General features: G+C 59.9%; 20 protein-coding genes, 1 tRNA gene and 1 pseudogene. 12 read left to right on the top strand and 10 right to left on the bottom strand.

Going from position 1 to position 22,441, the window contains the following annotated elements:
• Positions 1-35: 35 nt before the first annotated feature.
• Positions 36-3,320: a glycoside hydrolase family 9 protein gene (locus LSQ66_RS02685; RefSeq protein WP_231768277.1), complete on the bottom strand. Its 3,285-nt coding sequence runs from the start codon at positions 3,318-3,320 to the stop codon at positions 36-38.
• Positions 3,321-3,504: 184 nt separating this feature from the next.
• Between LSQ66_RS02685 and LSQ66_RS02680 the strand changes: the two genes are divergently transcribed.
• The 4 genes from LSQ66_RS02680 to LSQ66_RS02665 all read left to right on the top strand — a co-directional run bounded on the left by LSQ66_RS02680 (position 3,505) and on the right by LSQ66_RS02665 (position 6,706).
• Positions 3,505-5,031: a fumarate hydratase gene (locus LSQ66_RS02680; protein ID WP_231768276.1), complete on the top strand. Its 1,527-nt coding sequence runs from the start codon at positions 3,505-3,507 to the stop codon at positions 5,029-5,031.
• A gap of 5 nt (positions 5,032-5,036) precedes the next feature.
• The gene (murI, locus tag LSQ66_RS02675; RefSeq protein ID WP_231768275.1) at positions 5,037-5,879 is read left to right on the top strand and encodes a glutamate racemase; all 843 of its coding nucleotides are present in this window, start codon (positions 5,037-5,039) and stop codon (positions 5,877-5,879) included.
• A 73-nt stretch (positions 5,880-5,952) separates the two neighbouring features.
• Positions 5,953-6,028 (top strand) — tRNA-His (locus LSQ66_RS02670).
• A 165-nt stretch (positions 6,029-6,193) separates the two neighbouring features.
• Entirely contained in the window at positions 6,194-6,706 is a 513-nt protein-coding gene (locus tag LSQ66_RS02665; protein WP_231768274.1) for a PEP-CTERM sorting domain-containing protein, read from the top strand.
• 88 nt (positions 6,707-6,794) lie between these two features.
• Here the strand turns inward: LSQ66_RS02665 and LSQ66_RS02660 are convergent, their stop codons facing one another.
• Complete coding sequence (locus LSQ66_RS02660) at positions 6,795-7,415, bottom strand: PEP-CTERM sorting domain-containing protein (protein ID WP_231768273.1); 621 nt, start codon at positions 7,413-7,415, stop codon at positions 6,795-6,797.
• 196 nt (positions 7,416-7,611) lie between these two features.
• On the opposite strand from LSQ66_RS02660, the gene LSQ66_RS02655 reads away from it, so the two are divergent.
• Entirely contained in the window at positions 7,612-8,052 is a 441-nt protein-coding gene (locus LSQ66_RS02655; protein ID WP_231768272.1) for a hypothetical protein, read from the top strand.
• 258 nt (positions 8,053-8,310) lie between these two features.
• Here LSQ66_RS02655 and LSQ66_RS02650 read toward each other — a convergent pair whose 3' ends face one another.
• The 6 genes from LSQ66_RS02650 to dusA form a co-directional block, all read right to left on the bottom strand.
• Entirely contained in the window at positions 8,311-8,646 is a 336-nt protein-coding gene (locus LSQ66_RS02650; protein WP_231768271.1) for a hypothetical protein, read from the bottom strand.
• 95 nt (positions 8,647-8,741) lie between these two features.
• On the bottom strand, positions 8,742-9,302 hold the full coding sequence (locus LSQ66_RS02645; protein ID WP_231768270.1) for a hypothetical protein: 561 nt from the start codon (positions 9,300-9,302) through the stop codon (positions 8,742-8,744).
• Between the two features lie 114 nt (positions 9,303-9,416).
• Positions 9,417-9,764, bottom strand: coding sequence for an energy transducer TonB (locus LSQ66_RS02640; protein ID WP_231768269.1), 348 nt, complete (start codon positions 9,762-9,764; stop codon positions 9,417-9,419).
• Between the two features lie 32 nt (positions 9,765-9,796).
• A complete protein-coding gene (locus LSQ66_RS02635; RefSeq protein WP_231768268.1) occupies positions 9,797-10,129 on the bottom strand; it encodes an energy transducer TonB in 333 nt (110 codons plus the stop codon).
• A 101-nt stretch (positions 10,130-10,230) separates the two neighbouring features.
• On the bottom strand, positions 10,231-11,976 hold the full coding sequence (locus LSQ66_RS02630; RefSeq protein WP_231768267.1) for a methyl-accepting chemotaxis protein: 1,746 nt from the start codon (positions 11,974-11,976) through the stop codon (positions 10,231-10,233).
• Between the two features lie 331 nt (positions 11,977-12,307).
• Positions 12,308-13,321, bottom strand: a complete 1,014-nt coding sequence (dusA, locus tag LSQ66_RS02625) for a tRNA dihydrouridine(20/20a) synthase DusA (protein WP_269449132.1) — start codon at positions 13,319-13,321, stop codon at positions 12,308-12,310.
• A 149-nt stretch (positions 13,322-13,470) separates the two neighbouring features.
• On the opposite strand from dusA, the gene LSQ66_RS02620 reads away from it, so the two are divergent.
• From LSQ66_RS02620 to LSQ66_RS02605, 4 genes are all read left to right on the top strand, one after another.
• Positions 13,471-14,466: a tyrosine-type recombinase/integrase gene (locus LSQ66_RS02620; RefSeq protein WP_231768265.1), complete on the top strand. Its 996-nt coding sequence runs from the start codon at positions 13,471-13,473 to the stop codon at positions 14,464-14,466.
• Complete coding sequence (locus LSQ66_RS02615; RefSeq protein ID WP_231768264.1) at positions 14,463-15,059, top strand: hypothetical protein; 597 nt, start codon at positions 14,463-14,465, stop codon at positions 15,057-15,059. Before LSQ66_RS02620 ends, LSQ66_RS02615 begins: the two co-directional genes overlap by 4 nt.
• A gap of 193 nt (positions 15,060-15,252) precedes the next feature.
• Positions 15,253-16,403 (top strand): IS3 family transposase gene (locus tag LSQ66_RS02610; protein ID WP_231766978.1). Its coding sequence is split into 2 segments (ribosomal slippage): positions 15,253-15,493 and positions 15,493-16,403, totalling 1,152 coding nucleotides; the frame shifts between segments, so codons are not numbered across the junction.
• Positions 16,404-17,132: 729 nt separating this feature from the next.
• Positions 17,133-17,687, top strand: a complete 555-nt coding sequence (locus tag LSQ66_RS02605; protein WP_231768263.1) for a hypothetical protein — start codon at positions 17,133-17,135, stop codon at positions 17,685-17,687.
• Between the two features lie 18 nt (positions 17,688-17,705).
• Here the strand turns inward: LSQ66_RS02605 and LSQ66_RS02600 are convergent, their stop codons facing one another.
• Positions 17,706-17,918, bottom strand: coding sequence for a GDCCVxC domain-containing (seleno)protein (locus LSQ66_RS02600; protein WP_231768262.1), 213 nt, complete (start codon positions 17,916-17,918; stop codon positions 17,706-17,708).
• Positions 17,919-17,925: 7 nt separating this feature from the next.
• Positions 17,926-18,557 (bottom strand): annotated as a pseudogene (gene merP, locus LSQ66_RS24855) (mercury resistance system periplasmic binding protein MerP).
• Between the two features lie 72 nt (positions 18,558-18,629).
• Here merP and merR point away from each other — a divergent pair.
• The 3 genes from merR (at position 18,630) to LSQ66_RS02575 (ending at position 22,385) form a co-directional block, all read left to right on the top strand.
• The gene (merR, locus tag LSQ66_RS02585; RefSeq protein WP_231768259.1) at positions 18,630-19,028 is read left to right on the top strand and encodes an Hg(II)-responsive transcriptional regulator; all 399 of its coding nucleotides are present in this window, start codon (positions 18,630-18,632) and stop codon (positions 19,026-19,028) included.
• Positions 19,029-19,183: 155 nt separating this feature from the next.
• A complete protein-coding gene (locus tag LSQ66_RS02580; RefSeq protein WP_231768258.1) occupies positions 19,184-19,744 on the top strand; it encodes a recombinase family protein in 561 nt (186 codons plus the stop codon).
• Positions 19,745-20,126: 382 nt separating this feature from the next.
• Entirely contained in the window at positions 20,127-22,385 is a 2,259-nt protein-coding gene (locus tag LSQ66_RS02575) for an outer membrane beta-barrel family protein (protein ID WP_231768257.1), read from the top strand.
• The last annotated feature ends 56 nt before the right edge of the window (positions 22,386-22,441 follow it).

Raw genomic sequence — 22,441 nt, 5'->3', positions numbered from 1 at the left:
TGGGTGAGCCGCCCGGCCAGCGAGCGGGCACCGATTCAGGGAGCGGTAGTGCAGCTCAGTTGGCCTACCTGCTGGACACAGGCTCCGTAGATGTTGATACCGCTGAACGTATAGATCTTCGTCGCAGGCGATGGCGGCGCCCCAGTGAAGCTTACCTCGCTACCCGTCACCACAGCATAGTCACCCGTATCGTTGCGCGATACGCAAGCGATGCTCGCATTCAGGCCGTTGACGAGCAATGAGCCGTCGGTATTGACCGTGCATGCAGGCGTCGGTGCCGGTATTGCAGTGCAACTGTGCTGCCCCACCTGATTCACGCAATGGCCATAAAGATTGATGTCGCTGAAGGTGTAAATTTTCATACCGGCAGCTGGCGCTCCGTCGTTAAACACAACCTTGCCGTCGACCGACAGCGCCTGCTTCCCGGTGTCGTTGCGCGACACGCAGGGAATCTCCGTTCCCAAACCGTTGACGGTCAATGAACCATCCCATGGGCTGACTGTACATACGGGATTGGCCGGCACTGGCACAATGCAACTCGCCTGCCCTACCTGATTTACACAATGGCCGTACTGATTGACGCCGCTGAATGTATAGATCTTCATGCCGCTGGCGGGCGCACCGGCAAAACTGGCTTGGCCTTCGACGGGAATACGCTGCTCGCCGGTGTCGTTGCGCGACACGCAGGCCAGTGTGCTCAATCCACTGACGGTCAAGCTGTTGCCGAGCGGGTCGTACTTGCAGATCGGGGCAGGCGGGGGTGGTACCGCGCATGTATTGCTGGTGGTCCGCCATGTACCCGCCATCCAGCTGCCGGCGACACAGCTGTAGCTGCGGGTCTCGCCGATTGCGCCGACTTGACCGGCCGGGCAGCCGCCATAGCGGTTTTCGTCCGGCGGTTGCGGTCCGGTACAGGCCGGTGTGCAGTTGTTGCCTAGCGCCTGCCATGTATCGGGCGACCATTGTCCCAAGCGACAGCTGTAGGTACGCTGGCGCGTGACGGAACCGACCTGACCTGAAGGGCAACTTTGTTGCTCGCTGTCGATCAGTGGCTGTGGCGAGGTGCAGTTCACTCCGGTCGCGTCGGCGCTGGCGTTGTACAGGAAACCCAACATGACAAGATTCCAGATGTTGGTGCCGGCTGTCGTCATCTCATTGCCATGCACGAAGGACCAGCCATGCGCGAACCGGCGCATGGGGGGCATCTCGGTGTCGATCGGCGGATAGACTTTGTTGGTCACCGCCATCTGGTACCCCTGCCCGCTGGCGCCGCCAACTGGACCAAGCACCAGCATGCCGGGCACGTTGCCGATCCGCCGGCCTACGTGGTCGCTGGTGATACCGTCCGAGGCGCCGTACTTGGTGAAGTATGAGTCCTCATGAAGCGGGCTGTTTGGCTGTTCCCAGCCCAGACCGGTGTAATAGGACATGCCCAGCGGATTCAATCCCATCGCGTAGTCGGCGTACTGGCTGACCGCATTGACGTATTTCTGCTTGCGCGCGGGATCGCTGGTCAGCAACCAGGCAAAGGCGTAGAGGTCAGCATAGCGGCCTTGGGCTGTGCCAGACCCCCAACCGAGAAATTTGGATACTCCTTGGGGATAGGGCAGATTTTCCGGGGGTGGGCCCATATAGGTGCCCTCCTCGGCCTGCTGAAGCACCTTGTCGCTCAGGCTGGAGAACAGAACCGCGTCTTTCGGCATTCCGTTGGGCAGCAGATAGCTGATGAAATGCGGCGTCTGCGTAGTGGAGGAAATATTCCCGGGCAGCCAGACCTCCGGCCAGCTCGTGGGCGTCGGGGTGATCACCACCAGTTGGACGGTGTGCTTGAACGCTGCATGCGCTGCCGCGTTCCCGGTCGCGAGGTATATTTGAAGCGCTCCGTACATGAAATGCACAGCCGGCGTATTGATGTCGGCGCGGCTGGTCACAAAGGCCCATGCCAGCTCAGCCCGATTTAGCAGGACATTTGCACGCTCAGGGTCAAAAGGCCGCAGCAGCCGCGAAGCCTGGGCGAACAGCCCAGCCGCCATGGCGGTGGCTTTCATGGTAACGGGCCAAGTGCCTTGCAGGCCCGGGGTATTCGCCGCGCTGCCAAAACCGTAGAAGTTGTTAATCTCGCCCGGTTGCTCCACCGTACCGGCCATCACGCCGCCATATTCGGTGTCGAGTGGATCCTGGATTTGCAGGTTTTCCCAGCTCTTCACGGCCCACAGGGCCTCGTCCAGGAAATCGGGAATCCCGTTGCCCGATTCGGGCAGGTTGTACTGGCTGTCGACGAAGTTGCCGGGAAAGGCTTCGTAATAGCCCATCATCAGTACCGGGATCATCATATGCTCGTACAAGCGCTGGAAATTTCCAGCGTCGTGGTGCCCGCCCGACATAGGATGGATCTCGTAACCCGGCGGCACGGGCACTCCTCGATCCGTGTCCGGGGTGGCGCGGGTATGGGCGATCTGGGGATGACAAATGGCCCGTGTGAAATCGGTGTAAGGCTGCTCCAGCGCGATACCGCAGCGCTGGTGATACAGCCCGCGCGTAGCCACGTAGGCCGCCTCACGCACGTACGCATCGCCCACGCCGAAAGCGTAAGAACGGCCGCAGCCTGGCACTTTGACATAGTAGGGCCCCCCCACCGGCACGCTGTTCAGGCCAAGCCGGTAGACATGTTCCCCCGACACCATTTTGCTGCGGTTGGGATCGTCTGCTGCGCCGGTATAGGTTTCGTCGCCCATGTACACGGCAGTCCCGCTGGCGACCACGATGCCACTGTCGGCGTCGGCGACCTCGTAGGCGGGCGGCGCGGCAAAGCGAATTGATCCGCCAGTTCCCATATAGGCACCGAAATTGGCAAAACGCGAGCTGCCGCGCGGGCTATAACCTACCTGGTTCACTTTGATCGATTCGCAGAAGGTCGAAGCGCTGTCGAAAATCATGCTGCGTGTGCCGTAGGGTCCGCTAACGCTGTACGCAGCGCCCTCCTGCACCGGCTGATTCAGGCGCAGGTAGAGCTTGTGCTGTACGGTGACCGGGTATTTGAGGGTGCTCCAGTTGATCCGGTCCTCCTCGACCGGCATCGAAATGCGGGACAGCGCTACCGGTGCCAACCCGTTCACGCGCCAGTGCGCCGGGTCGAGATCTACGGTATCCGGCACGCTGGTAAACCCGTCCTCTTCGCCAGGATTGCCTAGCACAACCGCGACCAGCACGTCAGGCGCCGCGGTATGCAGTCCCACCAGCACGGGACCCGCGACGCTCCCCGGTGCCATCCCAACTACCGTCAGCAGCAGCGCCGCTCTTACCATCAGTCCTGCTCTCATCGCTGTCTCCACCATTGTTTGTTTCATTATGGAACTATCTGTTGCACTCGGTTGTGCGCTTTCTTCCATCTGTAAACCATTGGTAAGCCGGCCTGACCGATACCGTCGACTGCAAGTCCTGACAGCCCCGTGTAGAATGGCGTGCATTTGTCCTGGCGCCAGCCGCCCTATTAGCGAGCATTTCATGACCATCATCAAGCAAGACGACCTGATTGAATCCGTAGCGGCAGCGCTGCAGTACATCAGCTATTACCATCCCGCCGACTACATCGAGCACCTGGCGCGCGCCTATGAGGCGGAACAGAGCCCGGCCGCCAAGGATGCGATCGCGCAGATCCTGACCAATTCGCGCATGTGCGCGGAAGGCAAGCGCCCGATCTGCCAGGATACGGGCCTGGTGAACGTCTTCCTCAAGATCGGCATGGGCGTGCGCTTCGAAGGCTTCAAGGGCACGGTGACGGACGCCGTGAATGAAGGCGTGCGCCGCGCCTACAACTTTGCCGACAACAAGCTGCGCGCCTCCATCGTGGCCGACCCGCACTTCGAGCGCAAGAACACCAAGGACAATACGCCTGCCGTGGTCCATATGGAACTGGTGGAAGGCGACAAGGTGGACGTGATGGTGGCCGCCAAAGGCGGCGGCTCCGAGAACAAGACCAAGTTCGTGATGCTGAATCCTTCCGACTCCCTGGTGGACTGGGTGCTGAAGACCGTGCCGCTGATGGGCGCCGGCTGGTGCCCGCCGGGCATGCTGGGCATCGGCATCGGCGGCAGCGCCGAAAAGGCCATGCTGCTGGCCAAGGAGTCGCTGATGGAAGACATCGATATGTACGAGCTGAAAAAGCGCGGCCCGCAGAACAAGCTGGAAGAACTGCGTATCGAACTGTGCGACAAGATCAATGCCCTGGGCATCGGCGCGCAAGGCCTGGGCGGCCTTACCACGGTGCTGGACGTGAAGATCAATATGTACCCGACCCACGCCGCCTCCAAGCCTGTGGCCATGATCCCGAACTGCGCGGCCACCCGCCACGCCCACTTCACGCTGGACGGCTCTGGCCCCGCCTACATCGAACCGCCTGCGATTTCGACCTGGCCGGACGTGAGCTGGGCGCCGGACACCGAAAAGTCCAAGCGCGTCGACCTGAACACGCTGACCAAGGAAGAAGTGGCCTCGTGGAAGCCGGGCCAGACCCTGCTCCTGAACGGCAAGATGCTGACCGGCCGCGACGCCGCGCACAAGCGCATCCAGGACATGCTGGCCAAGGGCGAGCCGCTGCCGGTGGACTTCACCAACCGCGTCATCTACTACGTGGGCCCGGTCGACCCGGTGCGCGACGAAGTGGTCGGCCCGGCAGGCCCCACCACCGCCACCCGCATGGACAAGTTCACCGACATGATGCTGGAGAAGACCGGCCTGATTTCCATGGTGGGCAAGGCCGAACGCGGCCCGGCGGCCATCGAGGCGATCCAGAAGCACAAGTCGGCCTACCTGATGGCGGTGGGCGGCGCGGCCTACCTCGTGTCCAAGGCGATCAAGAACGCCAAGGTGGTGGGCTTCGAAGACCTGGGCATGGAAGCGATCTACGAGTTCGACGTGGTGGACATGCCCGTGACCGTGGCTGTCGATTCCACCGGCACCTCGGTGCACAACACCGGCCCGAAAGAATGGGCGGTGAAGATCGAAAAGCTGAAGGCCCTCGAAACGGCCTGAGTCCCATGACTCATCTTCCGCCCTCCTTCACCGCCGATGCGCCCATCGGCGTCTTCGACTCCGGTGTCGGGGGGCTGTCCGTGCTGCGCCACATCCATGCGCGGCTCCCGCGGGAACACCTCATCTACTTCGCCGATTCCGGCTACGCGCCCTATGGCGACCGCAGCGAGGACTGGCTGGTCGCCCGTTCGCTCGCCATTACGGCCTTCCTCGTCGAACAGGGCGTGAAGGCGCTGGTCGTAGCCTGCAATACGGCGACCGTGGCGGCCATCCGCGCTGTCCGCATGACCTACCCCGGCATGCCCATCGTCGGCGTCGAGCCGGGGCTCAAGCCCGGCGCCGCGGCCACCCGTACCGGCAAGATCGGCGTGCTGGCCACCGACCGCACGCTCCAGGGGGAAAAGTTCCTCCAGCTGCGCGACCAGGTCGCTGCCGCCAGTGGCTACGAATTCCTGCTCCAGCCCTGCATTGGACTGGTGGACCGCATCGAGCTGGGGGAGCTGGAGACCGAAGCCACGGTGGCGCTGCTCGAAGGCTATGTCGTGCCCCTGCTCGAAGCCGGGGCGGACACGCTGGTACTGGGCTGCACCCACTATCCCTTCATGCGCGGCGTAATCGAGCGCATCGTGGCGGCGCACGCGAAGCAGCCCGTGACGCTGATCGACACGGGCGACGCCGTGGCGCGCCAGCTGGAGCGCCTGCTGGAGGGCGCGGGTCTGCTGCGGCCGTCCGGAACCTCCGCACTCGACGTGTTCACCAGCGGAGACGCGCCCGCCCTGTCCGCCGCTTTCAAGGCCCTCCTCGGCCTGGCTCCGGCGGTCATGGCAGTTGAGATTCCCGCAATTTAGATTTGCCAGTTGCCAACCGACCTTGTATAATGCGGCTCCTGCCTTGGAACACGGGGCAGGAAAGCAGTCAGTGGTGGCTGTAGCTCAGTTGGTAGAGTCCAGGATTGTGATTCCTGTTGTCGTGGGTTCGAGCCCCATCAGCCACCCCAAAGAATTCAAGCAGAAAGCCCGGTCTCCGCACCGGGCTTTTTGCATTTCAGGCGGCGCGCGCATGCCGCATCGGCTAGCAGAATGGAAGCGTCCGATAAATGGTACTGTGCGCGCCCGGCCTCTTGTTAAGATCGATATCCCTCATCAATCTTATCGGAGTCGCCATGCGTAAGCTCATCAGTATATGCCTCGCGTCCGCCTTCCTCACCGCAGGAATGGCTCATGCCGAAACACGCCGGTTCACCTATCTGGGTTTTGAGACCGGGCCGGACAGGGTATTCAACGGCGGCGCATCGCTATCTGGAAGTTTTACCGGCGAAGACGTGAATCATAACGGCGTCATCGAAGCGGGTGAATTGACCGATTTCAGGCTGGGAGGCTTTTACAACTTCACCGGCTGCGATGGCTGGTCACTGACATGCGAAATCAAGCAGTTCAGCTTCACCCAGGACGGGGAGCTGAGCTTCAACGTAGAACGTGTTCAACACGATGACATGTTTCCCTGGTATATCGAGTGGGAATCCAACGGCAGGTATTACCTGTCAAGCCAGCGCCGGGAATGGTATTGGACGCCGCAGACGAGGCTTGGGGTGAGCGCAGTACCGGAGCCCGCAACGCTGTCGATGCTGGGCTTGGGCCTCGGCGTCCTGCTGATGCGCGGACGGCGGAGGAACTGATCCGGGAGCCGCATAAGAAAACAGGCGCTGCAGCTGGCTGCAACGCCGGTTTTCATAAGCGGATTGCGCCAGTTTCTGGCAGATCGGCTCAGGTTGCGCGGCCCTTGCGGCGGGCCATGAAGCCCAGTCCGGCGAGGCCTGCCAGCAGCATCGCGTAGGTTTCAGGCTCGGGGACCTGGGTGATGATCATGTCGCGGCCGAACAGGGTCATGTTCGAGAAGTCGGGGTGGTTCTGCTGCTTGGCGCCCACCAGCCAGTTGATGGTCCAGTCGCCGTTCAGGGTCTGGCCCGGCAGGATGGTCTGGTCGTCGAACAGCCAGGCGCCGCCCTGGTTGCCGGCGTGGATCGCCATGACCAGGTCGAGGGTGATGATATTGGTGGTCAGGTTTTCCACCGTCCACAGGCCCGTGTTGCCCGTGCCGCTGTAGGTGAATTTCAGGGTGGACATCCAGGTGGTCGGGCTGGCGGGCATTTTGCCCAGCAGCGTCCATGAGCCAACGCCGGAGCCGCTGAAGGCGGAGGCGAAGCCGCTCGTGTCCCCGTTCGGCCCTGCCTGGGGATTCCAGCCGTCCATATAGGCGAAGTCATCGGCGGGGCTGCCGTCGAGATGCGCGTCGTTTGCGGACGAAGTTCCGATTCCTGCATAAGCGCTTGCAGCCATCACCAGCGAAGCGGCAACCATTGCACATTTCACCATCAGCGTTTTCATAATCGTCTTCCCTATCGTTGTTGTTTAAAAGAAGTGCCCAGCGCCAAAACAGGATATGCAAAAGGGCAGCGGGCTGATGTACTAATCGTCAAGACACGGTGGCTGAGCTGAAATGTGGCGTTTTCCGCACGCGAACGCTTACCGCGCGACATCTTTTTAGGGATAAAATACCCAGGTCGTTTTCTCTCCACGCACCATGGCTACCTTCGAATTCAGCACCTTCGCCAAAGAAACTCCGATCGGACGCCCGGATGTGGACGGCATGGCGGGAGTCTTCGTTCCCACCGCCGAGTTCGACCTGGAAGGATCGACGACCATCCGCAAGGGCGCGGGCATTGTCGGCTTTGGCAATCCGGATGGCTCGCTGACGGTGTATTTCGAAGCCAACCGCTTCGACGAGACCAGCCTGCACAAGTGGGAAAACAAGGTGCGCAAGGCCTATGACCGCATGGTCACGAATGCGCCCACGGTCTCGAAATCGCCAAAGATGGATGCGAAGCTGCTGGAACAGGTGGGGGTCATCGACGGCAACGGCATCATGGTGCGCCAGCCGGAGAAGCTCATGGCCTGGCTGGAGCGCTCGAACGCCATGGATACGGCGCCTGAAAGCCCGTCCATTACCTGGGGCAAGAAATAAAAAAGCGCAGGTCGGACGACCTGCGCTTTTCGGCGAGCAATTATCCTACAATTTCACGAACATTTTGCCCATGACTGTGACTTAAGCCTTCTTTAAGATGGAGCCATACGAAAAGCATCCATCCATAAGGAGCACATCATGTTACGGCACATTCCCCTGTATTTCAGCTCCGCCCTGCTGGGGCTGGTCGGCACCTCGACTTACCTGCTGTGCTCGAACGAAATGCTGACCAACGCCACCTTCTTCCTGCTGCACTGATCAGCGCCAGCGGCGGTGGCCCCAGCCGCGGCCATGGTGGTTGCTGAAGATGAAATCGAAGCCGATCGATACCGGCGGATAGTAGTAGGCAGGCGCGGGCGCATACACGGGCGCCGGTACATACACCGGCTGCGGCACATAGGTCACCGTGGGCGCAGGCAGTTCCTCAGTGGTATAAGTCACGCGCGACGGCGAGTTCGCGATGGTTCCCGCAGGCAGAGGCGTCACGGACACGGTGCGCCATTCATACGGATTGGCAGGCTGGGCATAATACGGCTGGCTCGCGCAGCCAGCCAGCCCCAGGGCCAGCAGCGGCAGTACAAATATCTTCTTCATGGCAGATTCTCCTTCCCAATAGACTACTATAGGGAATTCCGCACAGCCTTGCCACGCTTTTACACCTCGTTACAGGCTGAAACAACAGTACAAGATCAGATATAGGGAATGTCGCAGCGGTCGAGCGGCCGCCCTGCTTCGTCCATGCGCAGGGCGCAGATGGCGAACTGCATGCCGTAGCTGAGCTCAATGGTGTAGACCTTGCCGTACGGTAGCGTCACGGTCTGGTCGAAAGCCTTGCGGTGGCTGAGGGCGGGAACGTCCGACGGCACGGCCATGGAGGTGTGGAAGTTGCGGCGGCGATCCTGCTGGCGGCGGTGCACGTCCACGCTCAGGGCCAGGTCCACCGCCACCCCGCCCGGAAGATAGCTGTAGCGGGCGACATTGCGCGAAGCGCTCAGCACGCCCCAGGCGCAAGGCGCCGCGCCGCCCAAGGGGCAGTGCTTGATCTGGGCCAGGGGGAAGATCTCTTCATGGCTGCCCAGCTCGGTAATGGGCCAGGCCGTCCGCACGCCGTCGCGTTTGCCGCTCACGGGATTGGTCCAGGTCAGGGCATTGATGACCGAGACATACTGCCTGTCCTTCGCGGGGTCGTGAACATCGCGCATCAAGCCGCAACCGGCAAGCAGCACAGGCAGGCAAAGCAGGTATTTCATGGCAGGACAGAAATCATGCGATAGCGCCAGATTAGCAGATGTGGGCGGCGCCTGGCAGGCGGCCCGGGACGAAAAAAAACCGGCTCAGCGAGCCGGTTTTTGCTGGGGAAGCGCTTAGTCCAGCTTCCAGGCGTAGTCGACCTTGGTCCAGGTCTCGGCGGCGGCGCCGTCCTTGGTGCCCGGCTTGAACTTGCAGGCGCTGATGGCCTTGATGGCCGCCTTGTCCAGGTTCTTGAAGCCGCTCGACTTGTCGATCTTGGAGTCCTTGACGTCGCCGCCCGCGGAGACCAGGAAGGACATGGACACCGTGCCCTGCTCTTCGTTCATCAGGGATGCCTTCGGATATTCGGCCTTGCAGTTTTTGGCATCGAAGCTGGCCGGAACTTCGGCGGCAAAGGCCGCGGACGCGCTCAGGGCGAGCACTGCTGCCACCATACTCACATAACGCTTATTCGTAGACATGCTGATTCCCCAGTGTGTTTTGAATAAATCTCTTACAGCGACCAGACGTAGTCCACTTTGGTCCAGGTCTGCGCTACCACGCCGTCCTTGGTGCCCGGCTTGAATTTGCAAGCGCTGATCGCCTTGACCGCCGCCTTGTCCAGGTTCTTGAAGCCGCTCGACTTCTCGATCTTGGAGTCCATCACGTCGCCGCTGGGGGAGACCAGGAAGGACATGGTGACGGCGCCCTGCTCTTCATTCAGCAGGGAAGCTTTCGGGTATTCCGCCTTGCACTTCTTTGCATCGAAACTGGCTGGCACTTCGGAAGCGAAGGTAGCGGAGGAAACGAGGGATGCTGCGATAAAACCGATCAAACGCTTGTTCATTTGCTTATCCAAAACTAATTATTAGAAACTTGTTGCTGCCGCGCCCCAAGGCGCGGCGGAAGTGTTAGAAAAAACTTCTCTACCCGGTACTACAGTGCTGCTTAAAACTCTTCCCATTCGTCGGCGGCGGTGTTGGCGGCGGCGATCTTCTTCGGTTTCGGTGCGGCCGGCGCAGGCACGATGGCCTTCTTGGCAGCCGGACGGGACGGCAGCGGCTTGACCACGGCCGCTGGCTGGGCTGCGGCCTGCTGGGCTGCTGCGGCAGCCACGGCGCGCTCTTCGCCCGCTTCCAGCTTGAAGATGCTGACCACGCGCGCCAGTTCCGATGCCTGGTCCTGCAGGCTCTGCGCGGCGGCAGCAGCCTGCTCCACCAGGGCGGCGTTCTGCTGGGTCATGCTGTCCATCTCGATGATGGACAGGTTCACCTGCTCGATGCCCGCGCTCTGTTCCTGCGAGGCGTTGGCGATTTCGCCCATGATGTCCGTCACGCGGCGCACGGAGGACACCACTTCGTCCATCGTCACACCGGCCTGGCCCACCAGCTTGGTACCCGCGCCGACCTTCTCCACGGAGTCGTCGATCAGGGCCTTGATTTCCTTCGCGGCGCCAGCGGAACGCTGGGCCAGGTTGCGCACCTCGGCGGCCACCACGGCGAAGCCGCGGCCCTGCTCGCCTGCACGGGCCGCTTCCACCGCGGCGTTCAGCGCCAGGATGTTGGTCTGGAAGGCGATGCCGTCGATCACGGAGATGATGTCCACGATCTTGCGCGAGGACTCGTTGATCGAGCTCATGGTGTTCACCACTTCCGACACCACGGCGCCGCCCTTGCGCGCCACTTCCGAGGCGTTCGCGGCCAGTTCGTTGGCTTCGCGGGCGTTGTCCGCGTTCTGCTTCACGGTGGAGGTCAGTTCTTCCATCGCGGAAGCGGTCTTCTCCAGCGAAGAGGCCTGCATTTCGGTACGCGAGGACAGGTCGATATTGCCAGCCGCGATTTCGCGCGAAGCGGTGCCGATGGTCTCGGTGCCCACGCGCACCTGGCCCACGATGCCCACCAGGCTGTCGCGCATTTCCTTCATTTCCACCAGCAGGCTGCCCTTGTCGTTGGAGGCGGTGTCGATGGATACCGACAGGTCGCCGTTGGCGATGGAGCCCGCGATGGAGGCGGTGTAGTCAGGCTCGCCGCCCAGCTGCTTCAGCAGGCCGCGGGTGATCACGAGGGCGGCGGCGATGGAGATGGCGGCCGCCAGGGCGCCCATCACGATCATGAAGTTGCGCGCATTGGAATAGCCGCTGGCGGCGTCCACCTGCATCTGGGCATTCAGCTTCTCTTCCAGCTTGCCCAGTTGGTCCAGCGCTTCCATCCACTTCTTCTGGGCGGGACGGATTTCCTTGATCAGGACCTTGGTCGCTTCCACGGCATTATTGGCCAGCCAGAGTTCCGAAGCCTTGGCGATGGCGGGCATGGCCGTGCCTTCATGTTCCTTGATCTGGGCCAGCAGGGCCTTTTCTTCAGGCGTCGCTTCCTGGGCGAACTGCGCTTCGAGCTTTTTCAGGTCGGCGGCGTACTTCGCGGCCTGATCCTTGATCTTGTTCATCTCCGGCTCCATGTCGGAGGCGTCGGCCATGAGAGTCAGGATGCGCAGGGAGGTGATGCGGTCCGACACGTTGTTGCGCATGTCGATCACAAGACGGGTCACCACATTGTTAACGGACACCACGTGGTCCAGGCGGTCCTGGATCTGGCCCATGCGGAGGATACCCACGGCCGTCACGGCCACCAGGAACACCAGTACCAGTGCGAACCCGAGGCCCAGACGCGTCCCAACCTTCATTTTGCTTAAATTCATTTCGGCTCTTCGTTAAGTGACGTTTGTTAAAGATTGCCCAGGAATGCACTCATTGGCATGTTGACCACATCCACTGTTCCTTGCTGCTGCGCAAGCCACGACAGTAGCAAACAATGACTGCGGATGCAAAAAATGGGCGCGAAACGATAAAAAGCTGTCGTTTTTCGTCCCTGTTACACATATTGCAAGCTGTGATTATGTGTGTATTTTCTGAAATTATAGATGGCTCCATTGCCACACGGCAAGCATATTTTGCCTAAAATCTACGCAAACCAACTTTGTATGGGGAATTCGCCACAATGCCAGCAATTGCATTGCGAAAGCGGCAAATTCAGGAGAAATGCGGGGTGCGCTCCAGGGCTTCCCTCAGCAATTGAGGGTTGCCGGATGCAAGCTTCTTGCTGTCGGAGAGGGTCTGGCGGAAGTTTTTGGCGCCGGGCAGGCCCTGCATCAGGCCCAGCATGTGGCGGGTGATGGAGTTGAGCTTGAGGCCGCGGCCGCCCTCTTTCGCCAGCTGGGCGGCGATATAGGGAATCATGGCTTCCAGCACCTCGGCGCGCGACTTCACCGGGGCGGTGTCGCCGTAGTAGCGCTGGTCGAAACCGGCCATCAGGTAGGGGTTGTGATACGCCTCGCGGCCCAGCATGACGCCGTCCACATGCTGCAGGTGCAGGTCGATCTCGGCCTCGGTCTTGATGCCGCCGTTGATGAGGATCTCGAACCGGGGGAAGTCGCGCTTGAGCTGGTAGGCGTACTCGTACTTCAGCGGCGGAATCTCGCGGTTCTCCTTCGGCGACAGGCCCTTGAGGATGGCATTCCTGGCATGCACGATGAACGTCGTGCAGCCGCCTTCGGCCACCGTGCCCACGAAGTCGCGCACGAAATCGTAGCTCTCGCTTTCGTCGATGCCGATGCGGTGCTTGACCGTGACGTCGATGCTCACGGCGTCGCGCATGGCCTTCACGCAATCGCGCACCAGCTCCGGCTCGGCCATCAGGCAGGCGCCGAATGCCCCCTTCTGCACGCGCTCGGACGGGCAGCCGCAGTTCAGGTTGATCTCGTCGTAGCCCCACTGCTCGCCCAGCTTCGCGCTCACGGCCAGGTCGTGCGGGTCGCTGCCGCCCAGCTGCAGGGCGACCGGGTGCTCCTCCTCGTTGAAGCGCAGGTGGCGCTCCACATCGCCGTAGACGAGCGCGCCCGTCGTCACCATCTCCGTGTACAGCCAGGTGTGCTTCGTGATCTGGCGGTGGAAGACGCGGCAGTGGCGGTCGGTCCAGTCCATCATCGGGGCTACACTCAGTAACCTCTTGTTTACATTGGGTTTTTTTTCGTTAATTTTGTTCATGTGCAGCAGTCCGTGCACACGAAGTGCACACGAGAGGGGTTAATTCGAGCATAATCCGGGCATAACTCAACACACAGGAATTGCACACGATGGCGACGCTCACAAAACTCCCGAGTGGGAAGTGGCGTGCTCAGGTACGAAGAGACGGAATGTATCGGGGACAAACCTTCACCCTAAAACGAGACGCCGAGGCATGGGCGAAGCAGATTGAAGTACAAGCAGAGCACATCGTCGCAAGCGGCTATCAGCCAGTTCCTGAAGGGTACAGCGTAGGCGACCTGATCGACGGCTACGCCCAAGAGTGTAACATGGGCGGACGCACGAAGCAGGCTACCCACGCCATGCTGAAGCGAGAGCTTGGCAGCATCCCACTGAAGCGCATCAACAGCATCCACTTGCGGGACTTTATCGACACCAGACTCAAAGCTGGCGCTGGCGGTGTGACCATTGCAGCCGACCTGTCCTTCTTCGGTGCGATATTAAAGTGGGGCAAGCATTCCCGCAGGATGGATTTGCCGACTGACCTCGCCCGTGACGCCCGCAGGGACCTAAGCGCCCGAAAAGTGAGCACCCGCAGTAACGAGCGTGACCGTGAGCCAACGACAGCGGAACTTGAGCAGCTTTACGCTTTTTGGGCAGCTAACAAGCGCCAGACGATACCTATGGCAACCCTCTGCGCGTTCGCCCTTGCCACGGCCATGCGACAGGATGAAATCTGCTCCATACAGCTTGAAGACGTGAACGAAGAGAAGCGCACGGTAATCATCCGCGACCGGAAAGACCCCCGCAGGAAGGAAGGAAACCATCAGACGGTTCCACTGCTACCCGCCGCGTGGGCACTGGTCGAACCAATACTCGCAGTGCGAAAGGTTGGCCGTGTCTTCCCGTTTCAGGCGTCCAGCGTAAGCACAGCGTTCAGCCGTGCATGCACCAAGGTTGGCATCGCTGATCTCCACTTCCACGACCTCAGACACAAGGCGACAAGTGACCTATTCCGCCTTGGACTGACAATTCCGCAGGTCGCCCTACTGACAGGCCACAAGACTTGGACCCAATTGAAACGATACACCCACACGAAATCGGAAGACGTTCACGCTGCACTGCGAACGCTTGACAGTAACAAGAACAAGATGGAGATCGCATGACCAAGCAGTATGATCCAGAAGACCCCGCCGAAATGGATGCGTGGATACGCGACTTCTACAAGATCAAAGATGAAGCCACCGACGCCTACCTAGTAAGAACCGGCGTCTCGGCAGACACCCCTCAAGGGTTCGTCAAGCGCATGAACATGGCACTTGCTTGGCTGTGGCCCCAGCTAACACCTCGCACCCGCCCACTCTATGACGAGATTCGGACAATCGTTGAGGAATACCATCAAAAGACCTCACCGATTCGACCGTATGAAGAAGGGAAGCCGCTGTCACGGGCACAGGAACCCACCGAAGTGGACGCGGCCAAATGTGAGAAAGCGATGTTCCTGTTCGAGCAGGCCAAGCAGCTACACCGGGTGGAAGCAACCCTGGCCGCGCAGGCGGCGTTCAAGCAAGCGCAAAGCGAACGCGCATCGAAGCCACGCAAGCTGGAAGAAAACGAATGTAAGCGCATCGCCAAGGTGTACTGGGAGAGCAAGGCAAACGGCACTGGGTACGGTATTGCGAAGATGCTTGCTGCTGAATTCAAGGTCAGCACAACAACGATTCACACCACAGCAAAGAAGTACAAACCGCTGAATTGACAAGTAGCCGGGCTGCTGTAGGCTCACGTTTTAAAGTTCAGTCCTCAACACAACGAAGGAGGACTGAAGTGCAAACAACCCACACTACCAACCCTAGCGTAGCCGACCTAGCGCGGCTCGTTAACTGCCTTGACGTGAATCGCCACCATACCACTAGACACTCCTGAGCCATAATTTAGGCAAAGGAGTCATCATGAGCGGAAAGCGGTACACGGAAGAATTCAAGGTTGCGGCGGTCAAGCAGGTGCTGGATCGCGGGCATCCAGCAGCGCAGGTGGCTGAGCGCCTCGGCGTGAGCATTCACAGCATCTACGCTTGGATCAAGCGCTACGGCGTTCCCGAGGCCGAGCGCAAGGCCAACGACGCCCAGACAGAGGAAATGCGGCGCCTGAAGGCCGAACTGAAACGCGTCACCGAGGAGCGCGATATTTTGCGAAAGGCCGCGGCGTACTTTGCCAAGACGTCCGGGTAAGGTACGCCTTCATTCGCGAGCACCAGGCCGTGCATTCAGTCCGGCGGCTGTGCAAGATGGTCAAGGTTCACCCCAGCGGCTATTACGCTTGGTGCATCACTGCCGAAAGTCCGCGTGAGAAAGAGAACCGACGGCTGCTTGGCCATATCAAGCAGTCTTGGCTGGAGAGCGGCGCGGTCTACGGTTACCGCAAGGTCTACGATGACTTGCAGGAGCTTGGTGAGCAATGCGGGATCAACCGAGTTCATCGCCTGATGCGATCTGAGGGCATACGTTCTCAAACGGGCTACGCCAAGCGGAAGTCGAAGCGCGGCGGCCCACCATCGGTCGTCGCACCCAACCACCTGCAACGGGAGTTCGATGTTACTGAACCAAACAAGGTGTGGGTCACCGATATCACCTACCTGCGAACCTGTGAGGGATGGCTCTACCTGGCAGTTGTCTTGGACCTGTTCTCTCGTCAGGTAATCGGATGGTCGATGAGTTCACGGATCGACCGCGAGCTGGCGATGAGCGCTTTGCTGATGGCTGTATGGCGCCGACAACCGACTGAAGAGGTTATGGTCCACTCAGATCAGGGGAGCCAATTTAGCAGCTACGATTGGCGCGACTTCCTGGCGGCACATGGCCTCGTGCAAAGCATGAGCCGACGAGGCAATTGTCACGACAATGCCGTGGCTGAGAGCTTTTTCCAGTTGCTAAAGCGCGAGCGAATACGGCGCAAGACCTATTCGACCCGCGACGAGGCCAGGCAGGATGTCTTCGACTACATTGAGATGTTCTACAATCCAAAGCGTCGCCATGGATTCAGCGAAAGGCTTTCGCCGATCGAATTCGAAAAGCGGCATTCTCTACGGCTGCAGAGTGTCTAGAGAAATGATGGCGATTCAACGAACACGGTTTCGCTACGCTCGCTGGAGTGAAAGTTTCTACGCTTGACGCATGGCGCAAGCGGGGCAAAGGCCCAGAGTACGTACTGCTCGGCAGGAATTACCTATACCCGATTGCGGCAGTCGAGAGCCATCTATCGACCCTTGTCAGGACACGCAGTTCAGGCAATCCGGCGGACAGGCTAATGTAATTGCAGGACAGAACGATGCTCTATCGGATACACAGAAAACCTCTGTTTGGTTAAACGTTTCTATGCGTTTTACCTGTAATAGCGTTGCTTAAATTTTGAGCAGAAAGAGGCGTGTGGCAGTGCCAACCCCGCTTCCATCTCAGCCCAGCCTGCTCAACAGCTAATTAGACGCACTATAAGGCCCCTACGAGACGTTTTCAAAAATAGTTGGTAGATGGGTAGCCAGTGCGATCAAGACCGCTCAAAACGCCGTCATCCGTCGTCCGTAGTCAAGAAGTGGCCGTTCGTGACAAATCATCGGCAGGAATCCCAATTCGCATCTATAGAAGAAGGCGTTATCCGAGACTCACCCTATGATGAGCGTGTTCTACCGCCCTGTCAAGAAAAGTAGGTAATTAACCCGTTTTTAGGCCCTCCACCATAGGAGAACCATCAACCCCGCTCGTGTACCGCCGCCGATTTGTACTAGTAAGTAAGGAGAAGCAGTGTAAGAGCAGTAACAGTAAGGAGTACCAACCCAATGAAGAAGGAGGAAACTGTCATCACTCTGGCTAATGGAGGGATGCACAACCAGAAGGCATACCGGAAAATGAAGGATATGCTCAACAACAACTACTACACCTCTCCACGACTCTACCATCTTGTGATGATGGGATCAGAGCAGAGCCGAGATTACCAAGCGGCCATGAAGGCACTCTGCCTTGAACTACGGAGACAGGACATCCCCTGCCAGTGGAAAGGCTGTCTCGAAGTAGACGACGAAAAGGGCCTACATTTCCACGTTTTCATACTGGCAGAGGCAAAGCATCGCAATCCATGCTCGATCCTCAACCACAACGCCCAACATTGGCTCGATGTAATGATGCAGAAGCGTGAACTGACCTACTACATCGCCCCTCCAGAGAACCCGATACATCGAACTAGGCTCGGTAAGCGGGTGAACTATGCCACCCTGGCCGGGGAGAAGCTGGCAGATTGCCTGATATGGATTTCCTACCTCGTAAAGCGTCGATCCAAGGTAGATGGAATGACGCGAATTTACTTCGGTTGCCAGCCAAGCCGAGCTACAGCCTAATCCCCCTTTGTTCGGCCGTTAGCCACAACACCCGCCGCCTTCTTGGATTGGCGGGCATTTCACCGTACCGAACGAGCAGTAAACGCAGCAGTCACCCGCGTTGGGTCGCAGCACCACCTTGCAGTTGCTGCACTCGTAGTAGAACTGACAGGCGTCGGTGGGCATGGTTTCCTGCTTTGCATGGCCGCAGTGGGGGCACGTCAATACGGATTCCAGTACAACAGCACTCATTCTGCACTCACTTGTGTTGGGTTGATGGGAAGCCAGCGTTTGTAGTGGCGTTGGTCAGCGATGCGACCTTAGCCTTATCCGAATCGAAGGTCACTGTTGCAGTCTTGGTCTGGTAGTCCACTACAACCTTCTGCACACCACCAACCTTCTCCAGCGCCTTCTTAACCGTGATCGGACAGGTGCCGCAGGTCATATTAGCTACGTCGAGCGTAACCGTTTCTACAGTGGCAGCAACAGCAGCAATCGGCAGTGCGATCAGAAGGCTCAAGAACAGCTTTTTCATCGGGATTCCTTTTAGTAGAAGAACGGGGCAACCGTTGGAACAGCGAGCAGACCGAGCAGCAGCACGGCAACGATCCAGAACGTGATCCTCTGCCGCTTCCGGATTGCTGGGTTAGCGCACGAAGTGCCAACCTCGCACGATTGCGGGATCAGGTAGAGCTTGCGGAAGGCCAGACCAAGGAACAGCAGAGTCAGCGTCACGAACACAGGACGGAATGGCTCCATTACGCTAAGACTGCCGATCCACGAGCCACTGATACCAAGCGCAAGCAGAACAAGCGGCCCTACACAACATACCGACGCTCCGACAGCAGCCAATACACCAGCTACCAGTGAGCCTCTTTCCGAAAGTGCCATGTGCGATTCCTTGTTTCAGTAACGAAGTGGTAGTCTACATGCCGTACCTGAGTACGGAGTCAAGGAGAACATATGGGAACTGAACTGACAATCGGCCAGTTAGCCACTGCTGCCGGGGTGAACGTTGAAACGATCCGCTACTATCAGCGCGTTGGACTGCTGGATGAACCAGCAAAGCCAATGGGAGGCCATCGCCGATATCCTGCTGAACAGGCGAAGCGGCTACGCTTCATCAAACGCGCACAGGCTCTTGGCTTCACGCTGACTGAGGTAGCGGCCCTGCTTACACTGGAGCAGGCCAACGCTTGCACCGAAACACGCGACTTGGCGCTACGTAAGCGGGAACTGATCGAAACGAAGATCAGAGACCTTGAACAGATGCACCAAGCCCTTAGCCAACTCGTTCAACAGTGCGACGTTGGACGGCATGGTGCTGCCTGCCCGATCATTGACACACTAGCCGCCCAGTAAGCGAGCGTCTGAGTGAGCCGTTCAACAAGTACACCTTGTCGCACACCCTCAAATAGCCGAGAAACACCGTCCAACAAGGTCCAAACCGATAGTTGTTGCACATTTTCCGATAATCCCTTAGACTTTGTCGTACACATCAGCGAGGGAGAAGGCAAGTGGCAACAGGACAGACAGTAGGCTACGTACGAGTGAGTTCGGTGGACCAGAACCTTGCTCGGCAACTGGACGGTATCAAGCTCGACCGGGTATTCGAGGATAAGGCATCCGGCAAAGATGCTAAGCGCCCTGCTCTGGTAGCCCTGCAAGCGTTTGTTCGTGAAGGCGATACCGTCATGGTGCACTCCATCGACCGCCTTGCCCGTAATCTTGTCGATCTACGAGCGATCGTTTCGAGCCTGAATGATAAGGGTGTAGCCGTCACCTTCGTAAAGGAGAACCTGACCTTCAGTGCCGACACTTCCAGCCCGATGAACACCCTGATGCTCTCCATGATGGGAGCGTTCGCAGAGTTCGAGCGTTCGATGATCCTAGAGCGCCAGCGTGAAGGCATCGCAGCGGCGAAGGCCGCAGGCAAACCCACTGGACGACCAGAACGACTGAAGCCAGCGGACGTGGAAGCGATCAAGACTCGCTGTGCAGCAGGCGAAAGCAAGGCAGCACTTGCCGCCGAGTACAAGGTATCGAGAAGCACCCTATACGCCGCCCTGAACGGCTGACAGCACCCTGTCGATATTTGAAAATTTCCGGGTGGAAACACAATCTCCCGGCATGCCGTGTCAAGCAGCCCTCTCGCCCTAGAGTAAATTTTTTATTTTTTGAAATCCCACTAGGCCAAACACGTCCTGCACACCAATGGATGAGTGCACACAGATTGCACACGAACCCCTTGAAACCCGCATGGATACTGAACTTTACGTCCAGTCCATCATCGGCGCCACGGACAGGCGGCGGCCGCTGGGAGCGGGAGTCGTTGCGGTGTCGGTCATGATGGGCGTGCGGTCAAGGGAGGACCCGACATTATACCGGCATCCGCGGCCGCCTGCGCTGTTACAAATCTGACATATTTCCGTAAAGACAATCCGCTAGAATCGGCGGCCTATGAAACCTATTCTCCAGCCCCGCCACAGCGCGGGCGCCCTGCTGCTGTGCGCAGGCGCCGCACTTGCCCAGACCACGCCTTCCGCCCCGCCGGTTCCAGCAAAGGACGCAAAACCCGCCGCTCCCGTCACCGGCAGCGAACCTGTCCAGGCCGCGCCGATGTCCAGCGTGACCGTGTCCGCCGAACGCCCGACCAACCGCATCGACCGCCAGGTCTACGACGTGAAGCAGGACGCCGCGAGCAGCAGCAGCTCCGCGGCGGAGGCGCTGCAGAACGTGCCTTCCGTGACCGTGGACCCGGACGGCTCGGTGGCACTGCGCGGCAACCGCAATGTGCAGATCCTTGTGGACGGCAAGCCTTCCGCCATGCTGCAGGGCGAGAACCGCGGCCCTGCCCTGCAATCGATTCCGTCTGACGATATCGAATCCGTTGAAGTGATCAACAATCCCGGCGCGCAGTTCGGCAACGAAGGCGGCGGCGGTCCCATCCTGAACCTGGTGATGCGGCGCGAGCGGCGCGCGGGCGGCTTCGGCGTCGTGAATGCGAATGCGGGCCCCGATGGCCGCTACAACAGCTCCCTCAACGGCAGCTACAACGAGGGCCGCCATGGCGTTCAGGGCGGCATGTTCCTGCGGCGCGATGGACTGGATTCGGTGGGCGAGACGCGCCGCGAGCGCATCCATCCCGTCACGGGCGCCATCACGCGCAGCACCGTGGATTCGAGCGGCAAGGGCATGAACGAATCGGCGGGCATGTTCGGCGCCTACCGCTACAACCTGGGCGACAAGGACACGCTGAACGCGAACCTCAATCTCGCCTTCCGCACCAACGACGGCAGCGACTGGAACCGCTACCGCACGCTCGGCGAAGACGGGAGCACGGTGGAGGACTACCTCCGCAGCTCGCAGCGCGAAGGCAGCAGCCGCAATTACGCGGTGGGCGGGCGCTGGGACCACAAGGGCGAGCTGCAAGGCGAGAACCTGAAAGTGGACCTGCGCATCTCCGGCTCGGAGACCACGGGCGATTACGGCTACCGCAACAGCTACACCGTCAATCCCCGCGGCCTGCCCGACGCGCGCAGCGGCCAGGATACGCGCAACGGGAACCGCATCGCCGATTTCACGGGCGACTACGAGCGGCCGGACGAGCAAGGCATCCTGAAGCTCGGCTACAAGGTGGCGAGCAACCGCAACACGCTCGACTACCGCTACTTCGACATCAACCCTGCCACGCAGGCCGAGGTGGTGAACGCCATGCGCACCAACCTGTTCCAGCTGAAGGAGTCGGTGTATGCGCTCTACGGCTCCTACCAGATGCGCCTGAACGAGCGCTGGGGCATGCAGGGCGGCCTGCGCGCCGAATACACGGATGCGGACATCCGCCAGTTCACCACGCAGATCTTCGCGAAGAACAGCTACTTCAACGTGATTCCGAGCTTCTTCGCCACCTACAAGGCCACCGAGGACGCCAATATCCGCTTCGCCTATGCTCACCGCATCCGCCGTCCCGGCGCGGGCGACCTGAATCCCTTCGTGCGCTATGGCGACGAGTTCAATGTCTCCTCCGGCAACCCGCAGCTGAAGCCCGCCGAGACCGATTCCTTCGAACTGGGCTACGAAACGAAGTTCGGCGCCGTGAACACCAACCTGCGCGGCTACTACCGCAAGGAGAGCGACTCCATCCTGGAACGCAAGGTCTTCATCAGCGAGACCGTGCTGCTGACCACGCGCGACAATGTGGGCAGCAACCGTTCCGGCGGCCTCGAATTCACCTTGAGCGGCAAGGTGACGCCTACCCTCACCTTGAACACGAGCGGCAACCTCGCCTTCATCGAACAGAACGTGGCCGTGGCCGGCCAGCCGGACGCGAAGCACACGGCCACCGCCCTCACCGGCCAGTTCCGCCTGAACTGGCAGGCCACGCCTGCCGACATGCTGCAGACTGCCATCCAGGCGCAGGGCAAAACCCTGCTGGGCCAAGGCTACCGCCAGCCGAGCAACATGGTCAGCGCCACCTGGCGCCACAGCTTCACGCCGCGCCTGGCAACGGTGCTGAATGTGAGCGACGTGTTCTCCACGCGCGAGATCGAAGTCATCACCAATACCGCCATGCTGCGCGAGCACAGCCTGCGCCGCTTCGACGGGCGTGTGGCTTACCTCGGCCTGTCCTACCGCTTCGGCGGACCGGATGGCATGATGGTGCGCCAGGGTGGGCCGGGCATGGGGCCGCCACCCGGCGCGATGCCGATGGGCCGTTAACGAAAAAACCCCGTCGTTCCCGCGAAGGCAGGAACCCAGGGGTTTGTCGTGGCGCT

Origin of the sequence: Massilia endophytica, assembly GCF_021165955.1 — a bacterium.
GTDB classification, from domain to species: Bacteria; Pseudomonadota; Gammaproteobacteria; order Burkholderiales; family Burkholderiaceae_D; genus Rugamonas; species Rugamonas endophytica.
The sequence above is the reverse complement of the archived record's forward strand: the minus strand, read 5'-3'. Positions and strand labels throughout refer to the sequence as shown.

What these genes read in the sequence shown, in the direction of transcription:
- LSQ66_RS02640 (WP_231768269.1), bottom strand. Translation starts at nt 9,764, where the DNA reads ATGTCTACGAATAAGCGTTATGTGAGTATGGTGGCAGCAGTGCTCGCC.
- LSQ66_RS02645 (WP_231768270.1), bottom strand. Translation starts at nt 9,302, where the DNA reads ATGAAATACCTGCTTTGCCTGCCTGTGCTGCTTGCCGGTTGCGGCTTG.
- LSQ66_RS02635 (WP_231768268.1), bottom strand. Translation starts at nt 10,129, where the DNA reads ATGAACAAGCGTTTGATCGGTTTTATCGCAGCATCCCTCGTTTCCTCC.
- LSQ66_RS02660 (WP_231768273.1), bottom strand. Translation starts at nt 7,415, where the DNA reads ATGAAAACGCTGATGGTGAAATGTGCAATGGTTGCCGCTTCGCTGGTG.
- LSQ66_RS02615 (WP_231768264.1), top strand. Translation starts at nt 14,463, where the DNA reads ATGACCAAGCAGTATGATCCAGAAGACCCCGCCGAAATGGATGCGTGG.
- merR (WP_231768259.1), top strand. Translation starts at nt 18,630, where the DNA reads ATGGGAACTGAACTGACAATCGGCCAGTTAGCCACTGCTGCCGGGGTG.
- LSQ66_RS02630 (WP_231768267.1), bottom strand. Translation starts at nt 11,976, where the DNA reads ATGAATTTAAGCAAAATGAAGGTTGGGACGCGTCTGGGCCTCGGGTTC.
- murI (WP_231768275.1), top strand. Translation starts at nt 5,037, where the DNA reads ATGACTCATCTTCCGCCCTCCTTCACCGCCGATGCGCCCATCGGCGTC.
- LSQ66_RS02620 (WP_231768265.1), top strand. Translation starts at nt 13,471, where the DNA reads ATGTATCGGGGACAAACCTTCACCCTAAAACGAGACGCCGAGGCATGG.
- LSQ66_RS02600 (WP_231768262.1), bottom strand. Translation starts at nt 17,918, where the DNA reads ATGAGTGCTGTTGTACTGGAATCCGTATTGACGTGCCCCCACTGCGGC.
- dusA (WP_269449132.1), bottom strand. Translation starts at nt 13,321, where the DNA reads ATGAACAAAATTAACGAAAAAAAACCCAATGTAAACAAGAGGTTACTG.
- LSQ66_RS02680 (WP_231768276.1), top strand. Translation starts at nt 3,505, where the DNA reads ATGACCATCATCAAGCAAGACGACCTGATTGAATCCGTAGCGGCAGCG.
- LSQ66_RS02605 (WP_231768263.1), top strand. Translation starts at nt 17,133, where the DNA reads ATGAAGAAGGAGGAAACTGTCATCACTCTGGCTAATGGAGGGATGCAC.
- LSQ66_RS02685 (WP_231768277.1), bottom strand. Translation starts at nt 3,320, where the DNA reads ATGAGAGCAGGACTGATGGTAAGAGCGGCGCTGCTGCTGACGGTAGTT.
- LSQ66_RS02650 (WP_231768271.1), bottom strand. Translation starts at nt 8,646, where the DNA reads ATGAAGAAGATATTTGTACTGCCGCTGCTGGCCCTGGGGCTGGCTGGC.
- LSQ66_RS02655 (WP_231768272.1), top strand. Translation starts at nt 7,612, where the DNA reads ATGGCTACCTTCGAATTCAGCACCTTCGCCAAAGAAACTCCGATCGGA.
- LSQ66_RS02665 (WP_231768274.1), top strand. Translation starts at nt 6,194, where the DNA reads ATGCGTAAGCTCATCAGTATATGCCTCGCGTCCGCCTTCCTCACCGCA.
- LSQ66_RS02575 (WP_231768257.1), top strand. Translation starts at nt 20,127, where the DNA reads ATGAAACCTATTCTCCAGCCCCGCCACAGCGCGGGCGCCCTGCTGCTG.